21 protein-coding genes and 2 other annotated features are annotated in these 20192 nt (G+C 34.0%); of the genes, 14 read left to right on the top strand and 7 right to left on the bottom strand.

Annotated features, from left to right (window positions below; all coding sequences use genetic code 11):
- Nucleotide 1 precedes the first annotated feature (1 nt).
- Nucleotides 2–1399 (bottom strand): MFS transporter, encoded by a 1398-nt coding sequence (locus AB8S09_RS07925; RefSeq protein ID WP_294185182.1) that lies wholly within the window; start codon nt 1397–1399, stop codon nt 2–4.
- 185 nt (nt 1400–1584) lie between these two features.
- Between AB8S09_RS07925 and AB8S09_RS07920 the strand changes: the two genes are divergently transcribed.
- The 5 genes from AB8S09_RS07920 to AB8S09_RS07900 all read left to right on the top strand — a co-directional run bounded on the left by AB8S09_RS07920 (nt 1585) and on the right by AB8S09_RS07900 (nt 5839).
- Entirely contained in the window at nt 1585–2727 is a 1143-nt protein-coding gene (locus tag AB8S09_RS07920; RefSeq protein ID WP_294185180.1) for an MGDG synthase family glycosyltransferase, read from the top strand.
- A 113-nt stretch (nt 2728–2840) separates the two neighbouring features.
- Nucleotides 2841–3497 (top strand): VTT domain-containing protein, encoded by a 657-nt coding sequence (locus AB8S09_RS07915; protein ID WP_369868873.1) that lies wholly within the window; start codon nt 2841–2843, stop codon nt 3495–3497.
- 112 nt (nt 3498–3609) lie between these two features.
- Nucleotides 3610–4140: an NUDIX hydrolase gene (locus tag AB8S09_RS07910; protein ID WP_294185177.1), complete on the top strand. Its 531-nt coding sequence runs from the start codon at nt 3610–3612 to the stop codon at nt 4138–4140.
- A gap of 57 nt (nt 4141–4197) precedes the next feature.
- On the top strand, nt 4198–4884 hold the full coding sequence (locus AB8S09_RS07905) for a sigma factor (RefSeq protein ID WP_294185175.1): 687 nt from the start codon (nt 4198–4200) through the stop codon (nt 4882–4884).
- Nucleotides 4877–5839, top strand: coding sequence for an anti-sigma factor domain-containing protein (locus tag AB8S09_RS07900; RefSeq protein ID WP_294185174.1), 963 nt, complete (start codon nt 4877–4879; stop codon nt 5837–5839). The genes AB8S09_RS07905 and AB8S09_RS07900 overlap by 8 nt, the downstream gene beginning before the upstream one ends.
- 4 nt (nt 5840–5843) lie before the next feature.
- Here the strand turns inward: AB8S09_RS07900 and AB8S09_RS07895 are convergent, their stop codons facing one another.
- A complete protein-coding gene (locus AB8S09_RS07895) occupies nt 5844–6611 on the bottom strand; it encodes an ABC transporter permease (RefSeq protein WP_294185172.1) in 768 nt (255 codons plus the stop codon).
- Entirely contained in the window at nt 6608–7264 is a 657-nt protein-coding gene (locus AB8S09_RS07890) for an ABC transporter ATP-binding protein (RefSeq protein WP_294185170.1), read from the bottom strand. Before AB8S09_RS07890 ends, AB8S09_RS07895 begins: the two co-directional genes overlap by 4 nt.
- Before the next feature lie 155 nt (nt 7265–7419).
- Between AB8S09_RS07890 and AB8S09_RS07885 the strand changes: the two genes are divergently transcribed.
- A complete protein-coding gene (locus tag AB8S09_RS07885; RefSeq protein ID WP_294185168.1) occupies nt 7420–7710 on the top strand; it encodes a DUF503 domain-containing protein in 291 nt (96 codons plus the stop codon).
- Nucleotides 7711–8066: 356 nt separating this feature from the next.
- Here the strand turns inward: AB8S09_RS07885 and AB8S09_RS07880 are convergent, their stop codons facing one another.
- Nucleotides 8067–8189: a hypothetical protein gene (locus AB8S09_RS07880; protein WP_294185167.1), complete on the bottom strand. Its 123-nt coding sequence runs from the start codon at nt 8187–8189 to the stop codon at nt 8067–8069.
- A gap of 241 nt (nt 8190–8430) precedes the next feature.
- A complete protein-coding gene (locus AB8S09_RS07875) occupies nt 8431–8976 on the bottom strand; it encodes a helix-turn-helix domain-containing protein (RefSeq protein WP_294184702.1) in 546 nt (181 codons plus the stop codon).
- 244 nt (nt 8977–9220) lie between these two features.
- Here AB8S09_RS07875 and AB8S09_RS07870 point away from each other — a divergent pair, with 244 nt between their 5' ends.
- Nucleotides 9221–10297, top strand: coding sequence for a M24 family metallopeptidase (locus tag AB8S09_RS07870; protein WP_294184700.1), 1077 nt, complete (start codon nt 9221–9223; stop codon nt 10295–10297).
- Nucleotides 10298–10372: 75 nt separating this feature from the next.
- Here AB8S09_RS07870 and AB8S09_RS07865 read toward each other — a convergent pair whose 3' ends face one another.
- Nucleotides 10373–11104 (bottom strand): DUF3298 and DUF4163 domain-containing protein, encoded by a 732-nt coding sequence (locus AB8S09_RS07865; protein WP_294184698.1) that lies wholly within the window; start codon nt 11102–11104, stop codon nt 10373–10375.
- A 250-nt stretch (nt 11105–11354) separates the two neighbouring features.
- On the opposite strand from AB8S09_RS07865, the gene AB8S09_RS07860 reads away from it, so the two are divergent.
- Nucleotides 11355–12206: a YitT family protein gene (locus AB8S09_RS07860; RefSeq protein WP_369868872.1), complete on the top strand. Its 852-nt coding sequence runs from the start codon at nt 11355–11357 to the stop codon at nt 12204–12206.
- Here the strand turns inward: AB8S09_RS07860 and AB8S09_RS07855 are convergent.
- A complete protein-coding gene (locus tag AB8S09_RS07855; RefSeq protein ID WP_294184693.1) occupies nt 12187–12915 on the bottom strand; it encodes a LysE family translocator in 729 nt (242 codons plus the stop codon). The genes AB8S09_RS07860 and AB8S09_RS07855 overlap by 20 nt on opposite strands.
- A 164-nt stretch (nt 12916–13079) precedes the next feature.
- On the opposite strand from AB8S09_RS07855, the gene AB8S09_RS07850 reads away from it, so the two are divergent.
- The 6 genes from AB8S09_RS07850 to AB8S09_RS07825 all read left to right on the top strand — a co-directional run bounded on the left by AB8S09_RS07850 (nt 13080) and on the right by AB8S09_RS07825 (nt 19127).
- Nucleotides 13080–13799, top strand: a complete 720-nt coding sequence (locus tag AB8S09_RS07850) for a lysophospholipid acyltransferase family protein (RefSeq protein WP_369868871.1) — start codon at nt 13080–13082, stop codon at nt 13797–13799.
- A 16-nt stretch (nt 13800–13815) separates the two neighbouring features.
- On the top strand, nt 13816–14664 hold the full coding sequence (locus AB8S09_RS07845) for a sulfurtransferase (RefSeq protein ID WP_294184690.1): 849 nt from the start codon (nt 13816–13818) through the stop codon (nt 14662–14664).
- Between the two features lie 269 nt (nt 14665–14933).
- A complete protein-coding gene (gene modA, locus AB8S09_RS07840) occupies nt 14934–15749 on the top strand; it encodes a molybdate ABC transporter substrate-binding protein (RefSeq protein WP_369868870.1) in 816 nt (271 codons plus the stop codon).
- A gap of 41 nt (nt 15750–15790) precedes the next feature.
- The gene (gene modB, locus AB8S09_RS07835; protein ID WP_294184688.1) at nt 15791–16477 is read left to right on the top strand and encodes a molybdate ABC transporter permease subunit; all 687 of its coding nucleotides are present in this window, start codon (nt 15791–15793) and stop codon (nt 16475–16477) included.
- 1 nt (nt 16478) lies between these two features.
- Complete coding sequence (locus AB8S09_RS07830; RefSeq protein ID WP_294184686.1) at nt 16479–17546, top strand: sulfate/molybdate ABC transporter ATP-binding protein; 1068 nt, start codon at nt 16479–16481, stop codon at nt 17544–17546.
- A gap of 159 nt (nt 17547–17705) precedes the next feature.
- On the top strand, nt 17706–19127 hold the full coding sequence (locus AB8S09_RS07825; protein WP_294184685.1) for an Ig-like domain-containing protein: 1422 nt from the start codon (nt 17706–17708) through the stop codon (nt 19125–19127).
- A 405-nt stretch (nt 19128–19532) separates the two neighbouring features.
- Nucleotides 19533–19735: a binding site (T-box leader), on the bottom strand.
- Nucleotides 19736–19993: 258 nt separating this feature from the next.
- Nucleotides 19994–20190 (top strand) — a binding site (T-box leader).
- Nucleotides 20191–20192 lie beyond the last annotated feature (2 nt).

The raw sequence follows: 20192 nt of genomic DNA, 5'->3' as shown, positions 1-20192 counted from the left end.
TTTATTGGGACAGTTTCCTTGTGCGTTTTACCAATGTATTTTTAACGTCATTGATATCTTTTATGTTGTCTTTTGTCATTATCAAATAGGTGACAGCGGATGGAACCAGGAAAATCTGCATCAGTGACAGGGTAATTATATAATTTGTGGGTTCACCGGCATGTATGTGGGACAGTATGATTCCAACACCTGCATTTCCTATGGTTCTTCCGAGACCGTTGGCCAGATTGGCTATACTGAAGGCGGTACCTCTTTGTTCCGGGAGATTTACGTCAGTTATCAGGGCAAGCCAGTTTGGGGTATTGGCGGATTGCAGTGCACTTGCAAGAAAAGATAGGATAAATGTTGTAAATATCCATGGATTCACCACTATCTCCTTTAGTAATGATATCAATATAAGTAGCGGATCGCTGTTTTGCGGCAGCTTGAGATTGTTCATCGGAAGCATGAAAACTGCCAGGTAAAATGGTATCATAGCGAATATAAATAGAGATGTAAGGACAGCTCTTCCCTTGTAGGTCCTGCCCTGGAGAATGTCGCCCATGTGGCCGAACAGTGGTGATGTCAGACCTCCCAGCTGAAATATGGCAAAAAGGTACCCGGCTGCGATAATCGAAACTTTTAAGCTGTAACCCTGCTGTTGAATTTTTGAAATATACAGAGTTGGAAGCCATATTAAAGTTCCTATGGAAATATTCATAAAAAACGCCTGCAGGAACAATAAGATGTTGCTTCGTTTTGATACGATACTGTATAGATGCTTGAATTCAATGTTGTAATTATATGTATATCCCTTTTCAATAAGTGTTTTTAATTCAGGCTCTGATTGACCTACAGCAGGTTCTTCTATAAAAAAATACAGTACGATAAGCAAAAAGCCTGTAATGCTCACGACTTCAAAAGGCTTCCTCCAACTTGTAAAGGGAGCCATAAGTGATGCCATCAGCGCCCCTGCTATTCCGCCGAATCCTTGAGACATGCCCCAGAGGCTCAGCAGCATTCCCCTGTATTTATTCGGAATATAGTCGGTTAAAACGCTAAATCCTATTGAAGATATGCAGCCAAGCCCCACACCGGTGAAAACCTGGAGGATGAGGAGCTGCAGGTAGTTTGTACACAGCGATGTCAAAAATATTGAAATTGACCAGATGACTGTGCCTATAATGACGAGAAACTTCCTGCTGAACTTACCTGTGAGATAGCCCCACAAAATTGACGAGAAGGATGTCATCAGAATATTGACTGCCGAGACTATCCCCAGCGAAGAAATATGTACATTCATACTTTTTGAGATAGAAGAGAAAAGCGGCGGGAACAATCCTATTACTACATTATCAAAAGCCGCCAGTATTATAAAAATAAGAACAGTATAAATTGATTTTATATTATTGGTATTCATAAAATTCACAGCTCCTTTTCTTTCTATTTCCTTGTTTATTGTAATCTATTTTTCATCTTAATATTAAGATTTAATGTAATTTTAACTTATTCTTAATACTGTGTTAGATTTAATTGTGTAATATACTAAAATAGAATATTGATGATATTTGTATTATAATAATTAACTGATAAGAGGGACTGGTTATGATTAATAATATACTTGTTATTTCATCTAATTTTACAGGGCATGGGCATAAAAGCATAGCAGAATCTTTATGCGAGAAATTTCCTAAAAACGGAAATATTAAAGTAAATATAGTAGATGGATTTTCGTTGGGCGGAACTACTTTGCTGAATGTAGCAAAGGCGTATGGGCCCATAACAAGAAAGTCAGAAAATTTATGGGAACTCATATGGGATATTTCGTCTATTAAACCATCTATTGTAAATGAAATTGTCGAGTTGAAAATAAAAGACAGATTTTTGAATTTATTAAAAGAGACGAAGCCGGATTTGATTTTAACTCTTCACCCCAATTTTAACGGCTCCATACTAAATATTCTTGAAAAATACCATATTGAAATACCCTTTGTCACACTTATTGCGGATTTGGTGAGCATAACGCCATTGTGGGCAGATCCAAGAGCGGATTATATAATAAGCCCTACGCAGGAGGCAAAGTATAAATGCATGGGTTACGGCGTGCCTGAAAAAAAAATAAAAGTTCTGGGCTTTCCAGTACGTTCGAGGTTTTACAGCCGTACCTATAGATTTGAAAAAGGCATCGATTGTAATTCCAAGAAATTACTTAAATGCATGATAATGAGCGGGGGAGAGGGAGTTGGCAATATGAAAAAAATAGCCGCAATTCTCCTGGAAAATTTTAATTGTACAGTGAAAATTGTAGCCGGCCGAAATAAGGCACTTAAGAATAGACTGGAAAAATCACTGGGTAAGAAATACGCAGGCAGAGTTAAAGTGTATGGATTTACGGAAAATATACAGGATCTAATGTGGGACTCCGATATTGTATTTATGAGGGGAAGTCCTAATGTAATCATGGAAGCTGTAGCCTGTAACGTACCTTTGATAATAACAGGCGCCCTTCCGGGACAGGAAGAGGAAAACCCTAAATTTGTTGAAAAGCATAAGCTTGGAGTAGTATGCGAAAGTACAGGTAAAATAAAAGATGTGGTGAGTAATTTGATTTCAAATAATTCTCAGGAATTAAATAAAATCAGAAGATTTCAAAGAGTTTATGCAAATATGGATGCGGCAGAAAACATTGTAAATTTTATTTTGAGTGTAAAAGATGCAGATTTCTTGGTTTCCAAAATGGATGTATGACCCTGGAATTTTATCTAAATTATAATCCTTTTTTAACTGTATTTTAACCTTGTTTGTATACCATAATGTATTAATAAGGTTATAAAAGTATATAGGAAGAGGAGATAAAAGATATGAATTTTACAGCTAGTTTGATTGATGTCATGCTGCATCTCGATAAATATCTGAATATTATTATACAAAATTATGGTACATTTACATATGCTATAATTTTTATAGTGATATTTTGTGAGACTGGACTGGTGGTAACGCCTTTTTTGCCGGGTGACTCCATTATATTTACAGCTGGAGCGCTTGCTGCAGAAAATATCCTCGGGGTATTTACATTGTTTATTGTATTCTTTGCGGCGGCAGTGCTGGGTGATACTGCCAATTATTTCATAGGAAAGAAGATAGGAAATAATATTTTAAAAAGCAAAAATACAAGATTCGTAAATAAAGAACATATTTATAAAGCTCACAGGTTTTATGAAAAACATGGCCCTATGGCTATAGTGCTGGGAAGGTTTGTACCTGTCATAAGGACTTTTGTTCCCTTCGTTGCTGGAATTGGCGAGATGAAATATTTTAAATTTCTAACTCATAATATGCTGGGAGGATTTCTGTGGGTATCCATGTTTTTGTGGGGAGGATACTTCTTCGGGAGTTTGCCTTTTATAAAACATAATTTTTCCTATGTGGTAATTGCAATTATAGTAATATCTCTCATTCCGGCAGTTGTTGTATTTATGAGAGAGAAAAAAAGCGATACTGCAAATGCGGAAATTTAAATGCCGACGGTGGTTGTATATAACAGCCGCCGTTTTTGCGCCATCTTCAAAGGAATTAATTGTTGACGTATAATAAAAGTTTGTAAAGAAAATATATATAGGGGGATTTTAAATGGAATTATGGGATATATACGACAATAAAGGACATAAAACAGGTCTAAAAAAAAGACGTACCGATGTCTTAAGCGGCGGACAGTATCATTTGGCAGCTGAGGTCTGGATAATAAATGACAAACTTGAAATATTGATTCAGAAAAGATCCGAAAATAAGGAGGTCCTTCCAAATATATGGACATTGACTACAGGATGTATGATAAGCGGTGAAGATACATTGGAGGGTTCTATGAGGGAAGTAAAGGAGGAACTGGGAATATGTTTCAGGAAAGAAGATATGGATTTTATAATGAGAATATTTCAGGATAACATTATCTGGGACATTTATTTTGTGTATATGAATATTGATTTGTCGAAAGTAGTTCTCCAGAAGGAAGAAGTAAGCGAGGTGAGGTTTGTTTCCATAGAAAAATTTAAAAATATGATTTTACAGGGAAAAATATTTAAGTATGATGAAATCTATGATGTTTTGGCCATGGCTGTTCAAAAATTTAAACTCAGGAATGCGGGCTTGAGGAATAATTTTTAGAATTTACCCCCTGAAATTATTGCTTTTTTTCGTATAATTAATACATGAGGTGATTTCATGCAGAATATTAATCACTTGATTTGTAAGAACAAAGATGAATTTATTAGTGAAAATAAGAATTTTATATATAAATGTACTTACTCTATTTCAAAAAAACACCTTCAGTGGGAAAATGACGATGAGCTCAGTATTGCTTTGATTGCATTTAATAAGGCTTGTGATAAATATACAGAAAACAAGGGGAATTTCTATGCATATGCAAGAGTTATAATCAAAAATGCATTGATTGATTATTTTAGAAAAAATAGGAATTTACCTTTGCTTACTTTTGAGGATGATCAGTGTGACGGTGGAAAATTGGACAATATCAGTTCTATAGATAGCTTTGAATTGGAAACGGAAAATAAAAATAGGGCATATGAGATTATTGAATTGAAAAAAGAGCTTGTGAAATACAGAATTAATTTCAACAGCCTGGTAAATAAAAGTCCAAAACATAAGGATACGAGAAACAATGCTTTAAAACTTGCTTTGAAGATATGTAATAATAGTGAAATTAGCAGTTACATATTAAATAAAAGACGGCTTCCCGTTAAGAAAATATGCGTATATACCGGATTTAGCAAAAAATTTATCGATAAGTGGAGAAAATATATCATTGTTTTATTTATAATATTCAGCAGTGAAAAGTTTCTTTACATAAAGTCTTATTTAAATATAAAAGCAGGTGTGAATAATGAGTAAAAAAGAAGGTATAGTAATAGATACAAATGGTAAATATGCTAATTTACTTACTCCTTATGGTGAATTTATAAGAGTAAACTGCAATGGTAAAAAACCTAATATTGGTGAAAAATTTGTAGGAAATGAAGCTGTACATAGATTTTTCCCTGTCAGTGCCAAAAAAATATTGATTGCGGCATGTATAGCATTTGCACTGGTTGTTTGCGGTGCCGCCAGAGTTTATTACAGCCCTTCGGCCACGGTTTTGGTGAATATAAATCCACGTATTGAACTGAAAGTAAATTCTTTAAACAGAATTATTTCTTCAAAAGCATTGAATGACGACGGCCGCAAGGTACTGAATCAAATTAAAATAAATAATATTGACGTGAATGATGGGCTGAGAATGATACTTTATCAATCCCGGAAAGACAAACTTATTGACAGGAAGTACATGAAGGCAAAAAGTATTTCTATCAATATATCCGGTAAGAACCTGGATATTTCTAAATTCAAATCAGATATTAAAACTTCTGACTTGAATGTTAAAATCAAATCAAATGGCAATGTTATCTTAAATAAAAATTTAGTTAAAGAGCCGGATAAAAGCGCCGGCAGAAGTTTGAATTACAGTCCGGCCAAAAATGTAAAGAGTGTTGACAGTAACATTGATGGCAGGACGGACGATAAGTATTTGAACAGCAAAAGCAATTATAAATCGTCAAATAGTACCTATAACAGAAAAAACAGTGTTCACAGCAATTATAGTCCTTCTCCAAGTAAAAAAAATGTCAGAGTTAAATTTGTTCCAAAACGCCCCCAAATTCAACCAAATCATTATTCTAATAAAAACAGCATTAAAGTAAACCAGGCTCCGAGAGCTCCGAGAAAGAACTTCAATAGTGGAAAGAGCAGATTCAACCGGAGTAATTCATCTTGGCACGGTTCAGATTCCCATATGGGAAAAAACAGATAGCCAGTTATTCTTGGATTAATTGTTTCCTGTCATTGAAGAAATTTCTATAACTTAGATAACATGCTGTAAAAGAAGATATAGAGGTGGCAGAGAGCATCATGAAAGTCACTATTATCTGATATTTGACAGCACTTATGGGTGAAGTGCCCGCTAGAATAAGTCCTGTCATCATGCCGGGAAGTGCTACTATTCCCAATGTCTTGGCTGAATCGATGGTTGGCATCATTCCAACCTTGATGGAATCTTTTATTATATTCATGGATGACTGATAAATGTCTGCTCCCAATGACAGTTTTGTCTCCACTTCGTCTTTTTTATTCTTAAATTCCAGCTTCATCTGTTTGTAGCTCAATCCCAGGCTCACCATGGAATTGCTGATAATCATCCCGCCAATAGGTATTACTTGATAGGGTTCATATTTTATGACTTTACAAAATACAAGAATTGTCAGAGTAATTGATGTCCCTAGAATTATTGAGACAAAAGATACAAAAAATACGTTCTTGATTTTATATCCTCTTTTCGCTGCATTATACGCAGCATTTATCATCATAAATATCAATAAAAATGTAGTGAAAAATATATTTTTTAATCCAAATATGTAATTCAGTAGATATCCCACAATGATCAATTGTATTACGGCTCTTCCAATGCTTATGACTATATCTTTTTCAAGATCTAATTTTTGTGAATACGAAAATGCAAGGGCAATTAATACAAGTAATAGGGAAAATAAAATTGAATAAATACTGATATCTGCAGCTCCATTCATTTTATGACCTCCAAAGATTTTAAAGTTCCATTCTCAATCGATAAAATTTTATTTGCATATTTCCTGCTCTGTTGAGAATTGTGCGTTATCCATAAAATAGTAATTCCGCTGCCATTTAGGGATTTTATCACGTTTTCTACGATGAGGGTATTTTTTTCGTCAAGAGCTGATGTCACTTCATCTAAAAGAAGAATTTCAGGGCCGGTGATCAAAGTTCTTATAAGTGCAATTCTCTGTTTTTCTCCACCTGAAAGATTGTTTACAGCTCTTGATAAATATTCCGTATCCATCTTGAAATCTTTCAAAAGCTTTTTTATAATTGACAAATCCGCTTTCTTGTTTCTTACGGAAAAGGGAAATTTTAAATTGTCCATTACGGTGTTTCCGAAAAAGGAAGGGGTTTGAAAGCAGTAGGCTATTTTTCTCCTCCACTCTATGGGGTCGTATTTATTATAAGGTATATTTTTATAAAGTATAGTTCCTTCAGTTGGACTTATAAGTTGTGAGCACAATCTGAAGAAAGTACTTTTGCCGCTGCCTGACGGACCTACTATTGATATGAAATCTCCACGATCAATTGCCAGAGATAAATTTTTCAATATGTGTTTGTCACCGCTCGTGTATGATACGTTTTTAAATTCTAATAAGGGCATAAAAAAAATCTCCTTGCTTTTTATTTGCAGTGAAATATAAACTCAGTATATCCCATTAACATTAAAATTGGATTAAATTTTTTGCAAATGATCAATACTGTATTATAATTTATTTGAAAGGTATGTATATTATTGAAAAAAGATGGTGGTAAATTTTGAAAATCTTATTCATGAAGATCAAGTTGAGAGCACCTTGGGTGCACTCTCTGAAAGAAAAGAGGATGGTTGTTAGGAGTATAATTCAAAAATTAAAAAATAAGTTTAATATATCCGTATCGGAAATAGATGACAGGGACATATATCAGATAATAGTCATAGGCATTGTAGGAATATGTGGGAATTCATCACATACTGATTCTATAATGGAAAGTATTGTAGATTTTGTAGAAAGCCATACTGATGCCGAAATAATCGATATTTCCAAAGAAAATGTTATGGATATATAATATATTATATGCTATAATGTACTATATGAATTGTTGTTGAACAGGTATTTATCTTAAATATTTGGATATAAAAATATGAAGCTGGTTTTTTTAATTTCATTCCCCTAACTGGTGAAATTATTACAAGCCGGCTTCATAAATTTTTTGACTTTTAATTGCTTTCTTTAACATGGATATTTTAATAGACAAGATGTGTTTACAACCTTATACTTCTATTTCTCCTATTCTCCTAGGGTATAGGAGAAATAGCGGGAAATTCATGGGATTTTCCCTTGAAAAATTAAAAAATCATTGATGAGAAAGAAATGATATCAAGAGTATAAACTCTTAAATTGGTGGGAATAAATTATTTCTGTTTACTTTAAATGTTTTTTATTTTTTCTATGTGACTGAGAATTATTTTCCACTGTATCCAAGGACTCACATAAACATTCCTCTATGATATCAGGTGTTATCAATACTGATTTTTTATCTTTCATTTTATCACCTCCTTATATCACACTATTATACACCTTTAATGTACACATGTCAATGAAAAATTTTAAATTGAAAATCATTATTTTTATAGAAAGATATGCTATAATTTTATTATTGAAGGTGGTATTTATATGAAAGTGTTAATTTTAATTTTTGGAATGGCAGTTACAGCATTATTTATATGGGAATTGGTGAAATGGGGGAATAGGGGGAATAAAAATGAGTAAGAATGACAGCAGTTCACTAGAAGATAAGTGGAGTTGTTATGGAGATTAGTTTTGCAGCCTGCTTCATTGGATTTCTCCATGAATGTATTATAGTTGAAGGATATTGTATACAATTGCCTGCTTCCACGAAATATTCCCTGCCGTCTAAAGTTACGACAAGACCTCCCTCCAGTACGTATACAAATTCTTCACCGGGGTGGTTAAATGTGCTTCCGTGAGTCTGCTCGGGAGGAATTATTATAAGCATGGATTCAAGGGTTCTTGAAGGAAAATTTCCACTTATTCTAATAAATTTTGAATTGGAACCTTCCATTTTAAATATTTTTTGCTCATTTATTTTGACCAGAAAATTATGCGTTTCAGGAGCTTTGAAGAAATAACTCATGTTTACGTTGAAGGCATCTGCTATTTTTTTTAATGAGGTAATTGCCAGGGAGGAAGATCCATTTTCTATTTGAGATAAAAAACTCACTGAAAGGCCAGTTTTTTTGCTTAAATCCTTTAAAGTGAGATTATTTTTCTTTCTTAAATTATGAATTTTTTGAGATATTTCACCAATCATTTTTTTCCTCCTAAGTTTTACTTATCTGAACATGATAATGATATCATAACGAATAAATATATTCAATATATAGATGCATTGAAATATTGAAATTTTTTACTGTATATGTGAAGAAAATTACTATGTATATGGAAAAAATATATACATGACATGAGAAATGTGGTAAAATAATATTGTAATTTTCTGATTATTAGTTATTATGATACATATGAATTAAAAATATAATTTTAGGAGTTGATTTGTAATGATACAGGAAAGGCTTGACAAGGTTTTGAAACTAATGGAAGAAAAGAAATTGCCTCAAATGATAATTTCGGATCCGTCTTCTATATTTTATCTTACAGGAAAATGGATATTACCTGGCGAAAGAATGCTGGCGCTTTATATAAATTTAAAGGACGGCAACAGACTTTTCGTAAATGAATTATTTCCGATAAATGAAGATTTGGGGATAGATATTGTCTATTACAATGATATTCAGGAACCTGTAGAAATCCTTTCAAAATATGTTGAAAAAGATAAACCCATGGGCATTGATAAAAACTGGCCTTCACATTTTTTAATTGAATTGATGAAATTAAAAGCCGGAAGTGCATTTGTAAATGCTTCAAAAATTGTGGACAAGGTAAGGATGTGTAAAGATGAAAAGGAAAAGCAGCTTATGAGAAGTTCCTCTAAATTAAATGATATTGCCATGGACAGAATGATTAAACTTATTCCCAAGAAATATTCTGAAAAGAAAATGGGAAAAATACTTTCTGATATATGGGAAGAATTGGGAGCACAGGGCCATTCCTTTGATCCTATTGTAGGATATGGTGCAAATGCGGCAGATCCGCACCATGTAATGGACAACTCGACTGTGAAGGAAGGAGATGGTGTTGTCATCGATATCGGCTGCAAAAAAGATTCATACTGTTCGGACATGACTAGAACTGTTTTTTATAAATATGTACCGGAGCACAGCAGGGAGGTCTATAATATAGTTCTTGAGGCAAACAAGAGAGGAATAGAAAAAGCTGGGGCAGGAGTTAGGTTTTGTGATATAGATGCGGCAGCCAGGGACTATATAATGGAAAAAGGTTATGGGAAATATTTTACCCATAGGCTGGGACATTCTATAGGAATAGATGATCATGATTTTGGTGATGTTTCCTCGGCAAATACCAATGTGGTTCAGCCGGGCCAGATTTTTTCCATTGAACCTGGTATTTATATACCGGGAGAAGTTGGAGTACGAATAGAAGATCTGGTAATTGCTGAGGAAGGCGGCTGTGAGGTATTGAATCATTATCCAAAGGATTTGGAAGTAATAGAATAATAATCAATGTCAGGGAATTAAACTGCTGTAATTGAAAATGCAGTTTAATTCCCAAATTTGATGGATGGGGATGGATTACATTGTATCTATGAGTTTGGCTATGGGCCCTGCGGGATTTATAATATTCTTGATTTTAGCGTAGGGAATTTCTATTTTGAAAAGCCCATGTACATACGGCGTATATTCATAAATTTGATAGTACAGTACAAGACTTTCGGGAGTTAAATAGTACTTTTGATCCTGGGTTATTCCATCGTATTTTCCGATTAGATGTATATCATTTTCTTTAATGTACTGTTTTGCCAACTCGTTTAGTATTTTGGTGTAGTATACTTTGGAGTTAAATAAATCGTCAAAGTCATATACCTGTCCTGTTTCGGTATTGGCTGTTATGGAAGAGTACTTTGTATATCCATGGGCGGCCTGATTTATATAGGTACTTATGTTAAAAAGTATGCTGAGAATATTTTTTTGATTTAACATTATTTCGTAGTTCCCAAGGATATCGTGAAAATCAATTATTTCAGGCAGAAGTACCTGACTTTTAAATAGTGAACTCACTTTGTCGGCAATAAGGTTATTGATTTTTTTAATAGATTCTGTATCACCTTCATTTGAAATTACGGGATAATTTATACCAAAATTGGAAGGAGATAATTTTTGCTCTTTTAATATTACTGAGCCGGTATTTGTGTCACGCCTATAGAATTTTAAGTGCTTTTTTCCAATATTGAATATATAGTTAGAATTATCAGGATAATTAAAGTAGAGCATTTTTTCAAATTCCCCCATGATATTGCTTCTCATAATATTTTATTCTGGCAGTTCTTTAATGTGTCAATTATTTTGTTTGATTTTAGGTACCGGAATATATCTGGAGGTATTTGAAGATTAGGGAAAGATATGTGATATATATGTGATGTAATTTGTGTTCACACCTTTATATAAATAGTAATGTAATTTGATGGACATCTATCGTAATTGATCATAATATATGTATGTAATAGAATTTATTTGCAATAGAGATCAAAAATAGGTTATTTGTATGGAGAAAAATATGAAAAATGTAAAGGGTGTTGTATTAAAAGTAATATTGATAATTGTGGGGAATATAATATATTCCATCGGAGTGAATATGTTTATCATACCGCATAAATTTTTAAGCGGCGGAGTTTCAGGTATTGCAATTATATTTCAGTATTTGACGGATATATCTTCAGGATATTTTATTATAGCAATAAATATACCTATATTTATAGTAGGATTCAAAACCGTAGACAAGAAATTTGGAATTTTCAGCTTTATAGGTATGGCGGCCATGTCTTTGTCCTTGATTTTTACAAGAAAGGTAAGTAATTTTTATTATTTGCCGGATCCACTTTTGTCGGCATTGTGCAGTGGAATGCTTACTGGAGTTGGGGCGGGTATTGTATTTAAATGCAGGGCGTCACAGGGCGGCACCGATATAATAGCAGTTGCACTGAAAAAGAAATATGGTATTTCAATAGGGAGAATTGGTTTTGCAATCAATGCAGTGGTAGTGGCGGCAGGCATGCTCATAGGTAATTTGCCTACTGCAATTTATACTCTTATATCAATGTATATGTATTCCGTAGTAGTTGATAAGATTATTGAGGGACTTGATAAAGAAAAGATAATGTTTATAGTAACTAGTAAAAATGAAGAGATAGAGAAAAAAATAGTTGAAAAACTTGGAAGGGGAGTTACTTACCTTTACGGTGAAGGGGCATATACTGGAGTTCAAAAAAAGATCATATATTCCATCATGAGTTCAAGACAGGTGGAAGAAGCTAAAAGATTCATCTATGACCTGGATGCCAATGCGGTTATGTCAATTATGGATGCAAGTGAAGTTAGAGGCAAGGGGTTCAAATCCAGGGTATTTTGAAAAATGAGCTTTTAAATGTGTTAAACAGTTTTAAATTTAAAAGAGAGGGCCTTCTGATTCTAAAGGAAATAAAAGCACTTAAAAATATTATTATTCCGCCGATAGTTATTGCCAGGTCCAATATTTTATTTAGAAAAAATTTATTTTCCACCTTGAGCTTGCTTGTAAATTTTCCTGCCGTGGAAACAAGTATAAACCACCAGATCATACATCCAGTGAATATGCCCAGAATTAGAAAATATTTATTTATAGGACTTATTCGTACATTTGACAGGTGCAAACCTGTAAATATGGCTATAAGCAGAAGAGCAGTCGTTGGGTTTGCCAGTGATATTAAAAATGTGGAAGTAAATGTCTTAAACAGTAAATTGTTATTTTGTGAAATATCTTTCTTGTTGATTTTTTTTATATTTAATGTAATGTGATGTTTTCTATTTATAACCGGATAAATTCCAAAGCAGACTAATATAAGTCCTCCTATAATACGGAGGTATAGTTCATGCAATACAACAAATTTTTTTATCAACATAAAGCTCATTAGAACCAGAGAAGCATATATACTGTCTGTAAATGCAGCTCCAAGTCCTGAAATCAAGCCGTATCTGCGCCCGAAAGTCAATGTGTTTTTAAGACACAGGGCTCCAATTGGTCCGAAAGGCATGCCTATTATCATACCTATGGCTATTCCCTTAAACAAATTTATTAACATAAGATTTGTCGCTTCCTATAATTTTCTTTTGATTAAAAATTTATAATACTTGTATGATATCATTTTATCCTTAACCGGACATATCTTCAATAATTTTATACAATTTTTTATTTAAATAATGATATAATGTAAATATTAAATATGTGATATTGTAGGAGAAAAATATGAAAACTGTATTTTTGTACATTTATTTTATTTTTTATGCATTTTATACTCTTTATCTGGAATTGAAAATTAAGTTCATGTATAAAAATTTTGCGGGTAAAAAGGCAGATAGACTTATATCGGAAATTGTGTCGAAATGGGCAAAAAACATTTTGGATAAAATTGGAGTTAAAGTGGATGTAATTGGCCAGAAAAACATTGGGGAAAGGAACTATCTATTTGTTTCGAATCATCAGGGAATCTTTGATCCTCTTGTTATGCTTGCTTATATTGACAAATCCATGGGATTTATAGCAAAAAAAGAACTTCTAAAAGTACCGGTTATTAGAGAAGGAATGAAAAAGATTCACTGTGTATTTATGGACAGGGAAAATATGAGAGAATCTGTGAAAGCTATTGCGAGGGGGATAGACAATTTGAAAAATGGGTATTCCATGGTTGTATTCCCAGAGGGTACTATAAGTAAGTGCCATAAGATGCTTGATTTTAAAAAGGGTAGTTTTAAACTTGCAATAAAATCGGGTGTTTCCATAATTCCCGTTGCCATTGATGGCAGCTATAGAATATTTGAAGGCTGTAAATATAAAATATTTGCACCTGCCGGAGTGAAGATGGTCATTGATAAACCTATTGATGTAAAGCTTTTAAGTGCAAAACAAAAAAGAAGCCTGCCATTAATGGTTAAGTCGATAATAGAAAAAAATTTAAATAGTAGATAATATGGAGGGGAGTTAGATGAAAAATTTTGTTACTACCAGATGGCTTAAAGATCATTTAAAAGACGACAACCTGGTGATTGTGGATTGCAGGGGAGATCTGTTGGATGAAAGCTATGGGAAAAAGTCTTATAAAAAATCCCACATAGAAGGTGCTTTTTTTGTGGACTTGAATACTGAATTATCTTCGACACCGGGGAAACACGGCGGCAGAAATCCTCTTCCCAAAGCTGAAAAATTTAGAAATACAGTGGAGAATTTGGGAATAAGTGAAGGTACTGTGGTGGTGGCCTATGATGATTATAAAATTGCCGATGCAGCAAGATTTTGCTGGATGCTTAGGTACTACATGGGACATAAATTTAACTACATCCTGGATGGTGGAATAGGCAAATGGATAAATGATGGAAACAGGCTTTCTGAAGATGTGTCAAAATCCACTAGAAAAAGTAATTTTCAATTGAATATGAATGAAAATATAATATCGGATGTAAATTTTGTAAATAGAATAAAATATGACAGCAAATGGATATTGATAGATTCAAGGACTCCGGCAAGGTACAGAGGTGAAAGTGAGCCCATAGACAAAATAGCAGGACACATACCCGGGGCTGTAAATTATTACTGGAAAGAAAGTTTGAACGTGGACAATACCGTTGCTGATATTGATTACTTAAAGAGAAAATTTAAAAACGCCCATGATAAAAAAGGTGCGGTAGTATACTGCGGATCAGGAATTGATGCGGCCTTTAATTTTTTGCTGATGGATGAAATTGGATTAAAGGTTAAACTTTACAGTGGGAGCTGGAGTGACTGGATAACCTATGGGGAAAATAACGTAGAGAAAGCTGTCAGCAGTTACAATTAAATCAGGCTTCTGCTTATTTTTTAATATGTAAAATGGGGTGCTGTAAAATTATTTTTTAAAACAGTTTTACAGCACCCTGCTTATTTTTAAATATTATACTGAAAATTTAGATATTGGCTTGACTGATCAGTTTTTGAAATATATAATTTTATTATATAATATAACATAATATAACATAAAATAAATGGATTGAATATATACTTTATATTACGTTATATAATGTTATGTTATGTTGAAAAATATAATTGCAATAAGGGGAGTTATGTTATATGAAAAAATCTAAGAGAATGTTATTTATTGTCATGTCCTTGTGTATTGTATTCCTGGCAGCAGGATGCGGTGGATCCAATGCAAGTTCCAAAGAAACTGGTTCATCGGCAAATAAGGACAAGCAGGTTACTTTGACCGTATCGGCAGCTGCAAGTCTTAAGGATTCAATGAATGAAATAGGGAAACTGTATAAAAAAGAACATCCCAATGTCACTGTCAAGTACAATTTTGGGGCTTCGGGCAGTCTTCAAAGACAAATTGAACAGGGTGCACCAGTTGATATATTTGTATCTGCTGCCACCAAGCAGATGGATGATCTCAAAAATGAAAATCTTGTTGTAAACGATACTATAAAGAATTTACTGCAGAATGATGTAGTGCTTATAGTTCCTAAGGGTTCTTCCAATGTCAAAAATTTTGATGATCTGGCTTCAGACAAGGTTCAGAAAGTGGCACTTGGTGAGATTAAAAGTGTTCCTGTAGGTCAGTATTCTCAGGAAGTTCTTACAAATTTAAAATTAATGGATAAGGTTCAGCCTAAGGTTGTTTATGGAAAAGATGTAAAAGAGGTTTTAACCTGGGTTGAAACAAAAAATGCAGATGCAGGTATTGTTTATAAAACGGATGCACTTATATCGAATAAGGTTGATATCATAGCTGCGGCACCAAAGGATTCCCATAAAACTGTAATTTATCCTGCAGCTGTAGTGAAAAATAGTAAAAATGCAGGTGCGGCTAAAGAATTTCTTTCATTTTTATCAGGGGATAAATCTAAAACAGTATTTGAAAAATACGGGTTCAAGATAGCAAAGTAAAGTGCATATACTTTTGATTTTGAAATAAAGGGGGAGTTGCTGTGGATTTTGATATTTCACCGGCCTGGATTTCTATAAAGACGGTTTTTATAGCTACTATTATAACATTTTTTGTTGGAATCATTGCAGCTTACTGGATGACCAATTATGAAGGAAAATTCAGAAACATCATAGATACTGTATTTACACTTCCTCTTGTACTTCCGCCAACGGTAGTTGGCTTTTTTTTGCTTATTATTTTTGGGAAAAATGGACCTATAGGTAAATTGCTGATGAAATTTGGAACAAGCTTAATTTTTTCATGGCCGGCCGCTGTTGTAGCTGCCGCTGTTGTATCATTTCCGTTGATGTACAGGACAACAAAGGGATCTTTTGAACAGATAGACAATAACATTATAAATGCCGCAAGAACTCTTGGAGTATCTGAATGTAAGATTTTTTGGAAGGTGATACTGCCGCTGGCATGGCCTGGAATAGGTGCGGCAACAGTCCTTTCTTTTGCCAGGTGTCTTGGGGAATTTGGAGCTACTCTCATGGTGGCTGGAAATATACCTGGCAAAACGCAGACTATTCCCATAGCTATTTATTTTGCGGCAGAAAATGGTGAAATGGGAAATGCGCTTATCTGGGTCATATTAATTGTTGCAATTTCAACGGTTATGATTTTTTTAATGGATTATTGGAACGAACGTCAAAAGAAAAACATATATGGTGTTGGGAGAAGATAATATGGGGCTTTATATTGATGTCAAAAAAAAATTCCATGGATTTAATCTTAATGTTAAATTCAGTACAGAAGATAATATCATAGGTCTGCTTGGGGCGTCGGGTTCGGGTAAGAGTATGACGCTAAAATGTATTGCAGGGCTGGAAGTCCCTGACAGCGGGAAAATCATATTAAATGGAAAGGTACTGTATGATTCTGAAAAGAAAATAAATATTCCCGTCCGCAGCAGGAAAGTTGGATTTTTGTTTCAAAATTACGCGTTGTTTCCCAACATGACTGTAAGTCAAAATATAAGTTTTGCCTTAAATAATATATCGCGCGTCGAAAAAGATAAAATAGTCTCTGAAAAGATAAACATGATGAACTTAAACGGGCTGGAAGACAGATATCCCAGCCAGCTTTCAGGTGGGCAGCAGCAGAGAGTCGCCATTGCCAGGGCGCTGGCTGTAAAACCTGAGATATTGCTGCTGGATGAACCATTTTCAGCTCTCGACAGCCATTTGAGAAGTAAAATGGAGGAACGACTTGTATACATATTGAATAATTACACCGGATCTACAGTTTTTGTATCACATAACAGGGACGAGGTGTATCGAATCTGTAAGAATATTGCAATAATCAATAACGGAGTGGTCGAAAGCTGCGGAGACAGGGATTATATATTTGAGAATCCGGCTACCCTTGCTGCCGCCCGGCTCACCGGATGTAAAAATATATCCAGGATTGAAGTACTGGATGAAAATACGGTAGAAGCTCTTGACTGGGGCTGTACACTTAAAACTGACAAAAAAATCAAAGGTTCTCCGTCCTACGTAGGTATTAGATCACATTATATTACCATGGGAAATGGGTGCACTGGCGAAAATATTTTCAAATGTCGTGTAAAATATGTAAACAATGGTCCTTTTACAACGGCAATTTATCTGGAGAGTGTGGAAGAAAAATCTTATGATAAAATCAAGACGTTGAGATGGGAAATAAGCAGAGAAAAATGGCAAAAAATTAAGAATTTGAATCAGCCCTGGGATATGTGCATAGACAGCAAAAAACTTTTTCTGATTTGGATTTAAATATTTTAACTTTTGAGCTTTTGACGGTTAATTCATATATTATTTACATATTATTAATAGTTTGTTCATTGAGTTATAATCTTTAGGAAATAAAATGGTAATATGGTATGTTTTTAAATCAGAGGAAAGGAGGAAAAAAAAGAGGAATATATTACTTTTATGCAGAAAGGAAGGAGTTTATTGTTTAAACTGCTAAAGAATATTTTTATATTTGCAGTAGTTGTCTTAATATGTGAGCTGAATTACTGCAGTTTTGCTTTGGCCGATGAAACAGCGCAGAATGATGCACCTCGGCAGTATGTGACACAAAGCAGTCCTGAAAGCAGGGAAGATGTACCTGTGGATAAAACTTGGACTATAAAATTCAATCAACCTGTTGATCTGTCATCCGCCCAAAACAGTATAAAAGTTGTAAATAAAGAAACTAATGGACAAGTGTCCTTAAATATATCATTGAGTAATAATGGCTATTACGTAAATGTTTCACCAAAACAATCCTATGCTCTTAACAGCGAATACATATTGACTGTGGATTCTAATCTGAAATCGAGGTATAACAGGCAGATAAAAAGTAATTTCAGCATGGATTTTAGAACTACATTGAAGGTAGTGAGTGTAAATGACATGAATGTGGCTATAAGTCAGGGAGATAATTATACCCTCCCGACTACCGTTGCGGCTACCATGTCTGACGGAACCGTCAAACAGGTAGGGGTTGTGTGGAGTAAAAGTGTTAATACGCAGGATCCACCGGGAACCTATGTTTATCAGGGAAGTGTAGAAGGATATGACAAACCGGTGAACCTTAGTGTTACAATAAAACCTTCGAATAAAAATGTAGAATCTGTAGCATCTACATCCATGTGGATATGGGAGCTTCAAAGTGAAGTGGATTCCTACGGAGGTATAGATGCTCTGATTCAAAAGCTGCAAAACATGGGAATAAACAATGTATGCATAAAATACAATGAAGGTTCAAGCCCCTCAGGAGGTGGGACAAACTTCAGGGATGATTTTCTGAAATATGTAGGAGACTTTAGGCGAAATGGATTCATAGTAGGCACCTGGGGGTACAACTATTTCAATTATCCCGAAAGTGAAGCGGATATTATAGTAGATGCATTGAACAACAGCGATTATTATGTCTTTGATGCCGAGGGCGACAGTAACGTGGCCGGTGTAGCCAATAAATTTGATGCGGCAGAACAGGTATGTCAGATTGTGAGAAGCAAATGTCCAAATGCCATAATTGGATATTCATCTTTTCCAATAGCAAGTTATCACCAGAATATACCCTATTCTGTTTTTAACAAATACTGCGATTTTTCAGCACCACAATGTTACTGGAAAGAAATGGGCTGGTCTGTTGCTTCCTGCCTGGATACGATGGCAAGGGAATATAAAGCCTATGGATTGGACAAGCCTATATATCCTATAATACAGACCTACAATACAGATCCCGCAGATTATGATACCTATAGTGGATATAATTTCAAGGCAACCGGATTATGGTCTCTAGACAGTATGGGAAGTACATTTGAGTACTACATAGGCGACAGAGGAAGTAAGTTTGGCAGCTGAAGAAAAAGGAACATATAAAAATCAAAATAGGGGAACACTGTAAGCTTGTTTTTACAGTGTTCCCCTATTTTTTATAGATATTTTTACAAGCGCCTGTTGAAATTGTGCAGGGTTGAAGTCAGGAAATTTCCTGCTGCCCGTCAATTCCGTTTAATGAATGAATAAAACTTTGTTTTGATTTTTTAAAAGATAAAAAGATAGTATAATTGATTTTAGAGTTTAAAAGACAGATTCTGACACTATTTGTCTTTTAATAGGATAAAGCAAATTCGAATATTATTCAATTTATCACACCACCTATAGAGGTGGACGACTTCTCGCCGATTAGGTTAAAAAAATATACACTGTAATTTTAAATAAAATAATTTGTATGTGAAATTAGAGTATAAAAAAATAGACTTCTCACTCTGGAGCGAAAGTCTACCGCGGTACCACCCAAATTATTACTCATGCGTATAACGGCTGTGCCGGCATAGCTTACTTTACTTAAATTAATTTCAGCATGCAACTCGGAAGTGATTTTCAACAACTTTAGCTTCTGGGTTCTCACCACATTCCCATTCTCTGAAGGCATATTTTTGTTTACTCTTCTCCGTCAATGTTTTTTATTTATTGTACATAATATACTATAAAAAAATAAACATGTCAACAATTAATTTAAAAAAGTCTATAAAATCCATGAAATTTATTTTTGCAAGTTTGAGTATCAAATTTGCATATAATGTAGGAAAAAATATTGATTCAAAAAAATAATTTTTTTGCAAAAAAGCTCTTGACATTCTGATAATGAAGGATTATTATCATCACATACACTGAATTTTGATTAATAAAATTGTTAAAAAGATTTGTATAAAAATTATAGAGTATAAAAGACAATGACAAGGAAGAGTAAATAGGGAATATTTTTTAGAGAGTGAGATTTGGTGAAAACTCATAAATACAACTATTGAAGGTAGCCTTTAAGTTGTGAGCTGAACTTTAAGTAGGCTTTTCCGGTAATACCGTTATTACTTTGAGTAAAAATTTTGGGTGGTACCGCGCGGCCAAACTTCTCGCCCCAAGTGA

Origin of the sequence: Clostridium lapidicellarium, assembly GCF_041224415.1 — a bacterium.
Classification (GTDB): Bacteria; Bacillota; Clostridia; order Clostridiales; family Clostridiaceae; genus Clostridium_B; species Clostridium_B lapidicellarium.
The sequence above is the reverse complement of the archived record's forward strand: the minus strand, read 5'-3'. Positions and strand labels throughout refer to the sequence as shown.

Coding starts and splice junctions, on each gene's coding strand:
- AB8S09_RS07925 (WP_294185182.1), bottom strand. CDS start 1,399: ATGAATACCAATAATATAAAATCAATTTATACTGTTCTTATTTTTATA.
- AB8S09_RS07830 (WP_294184686.1), top strand. CDS start 16,479: ATGGGGCTTTATATTGATGTCAAAAAAAAATTCCATGGATTTAATCTT.
- AB8S09_RS07845 (WP_294184690.1), top strand. CDS start 13,816: ATGAAAAATTTTGTTACTACCAGATGGCTTAAAGATCATTTAAAAGAC.
- AB8S09_RS07870 (WP_294184700.1), top strand. CDS start 9,221: ATGATACAGGAAAGGCTTGACAAGGTTTTGAAACTAATGGAAGAAAAG.
- AB8S09_RS07910 (WP_294185177.1), top strand. CDS start 3,610: ATGGAATTATGGGATATATACGACAATAAAGGACATAAAACAGGTCTA.
- AB8S09_RS07895 (WP_294185172.1), bottom strand. CDS start 6,611: ATGAATGGAGCTGCAGATATCAGTATTTATTCAATTTTATTTTCCCTA.
- AB8S09_RS07890 (WP_294185170.1), bottom strand. CDS start 7,264: ATGCCCTTATTAGAATTTAAAAACGTATCATACACGAGCGGTGACAAA.
- AB8S09_RS07855 (WP_294184693.1), bottom strand. CDS start 12,915: ATGTTAATAAATTTGTTTAAGGGAATAGCCATAGGTATGATAATAGGC.
- AB8S09_RS07920 (WP_294185180.1), top strand. CDS start 1,585: ATGATTAATAATATACTTGTTATTTCATCTAATTTTACAGGGCATGGG.
- AB8S09_RS07880 (WP_294185167.1), bottom strand. CDS start 8,189: ATGAAAGATAAAAAATCAGTATTGATAACACCTGATATCATAGAGGAA.
- AB8S09_RS07875 (WP_294184702.1), bottom strand. CDS start 8,976: ATGATTGGTGAAATATCTCAAAAAATTCATAATTTAAGAAAGAAAAAT.
- AB8S09_RS07915 (WP_369868873.1), top strand. CDS start 2,841: ATGAATTTTACAGCTAGTTTGATTGATGTCATGCTGCATCTCGATAAA.
- AB8S09_RS07860 (WP_369868872.1), top strand. CDS start 11,355: ATGAAAAATGTAAAGGGTGTTGTATTAAAAGTAATATTGATAATTGTG.
- AB8S09_RS07865 (WP_294184698.1), bottom strand. CDS start 11,104: ATGAGAAGCAATATCATGGGGGAATTTGAAAAAATGCTCTACTTTAAT.
- AB8S09_RS07825 (WP_294184685.1), top strand. CDS start 17,706: ATGCAGAAAGGAAGGAGTTTATTGTTTAAACTGCTAAAGAATATTTTT.
- AB8S09_RS07905 (WP_294185175.1), top strand. CDS start 4,198: ATGCAGAATATTAATCACTTGATTTGTAAGAACAAAGATGAATTTATT.
- modA (WP_369868870.1), top strand. CDS start 14,934: ATGAAAAAATCTAAGAGAATGTTATTTATTGTCATGTCCTTGTGTATT.
- AB8S09_RS07850 (WP_369868871.1), top strand. CDS start 13,080: ATGAAAACTGTATTTTTGTACATTTATTTTATTTTTTATGCATTTTAT.
- AB8S09_RS07900 (WP_294185174.1), top strand. CDS start 4,877: ATGAGTAAAAAAGAAGGTATAGTAATAGATACAAATGGTAAATATGCT.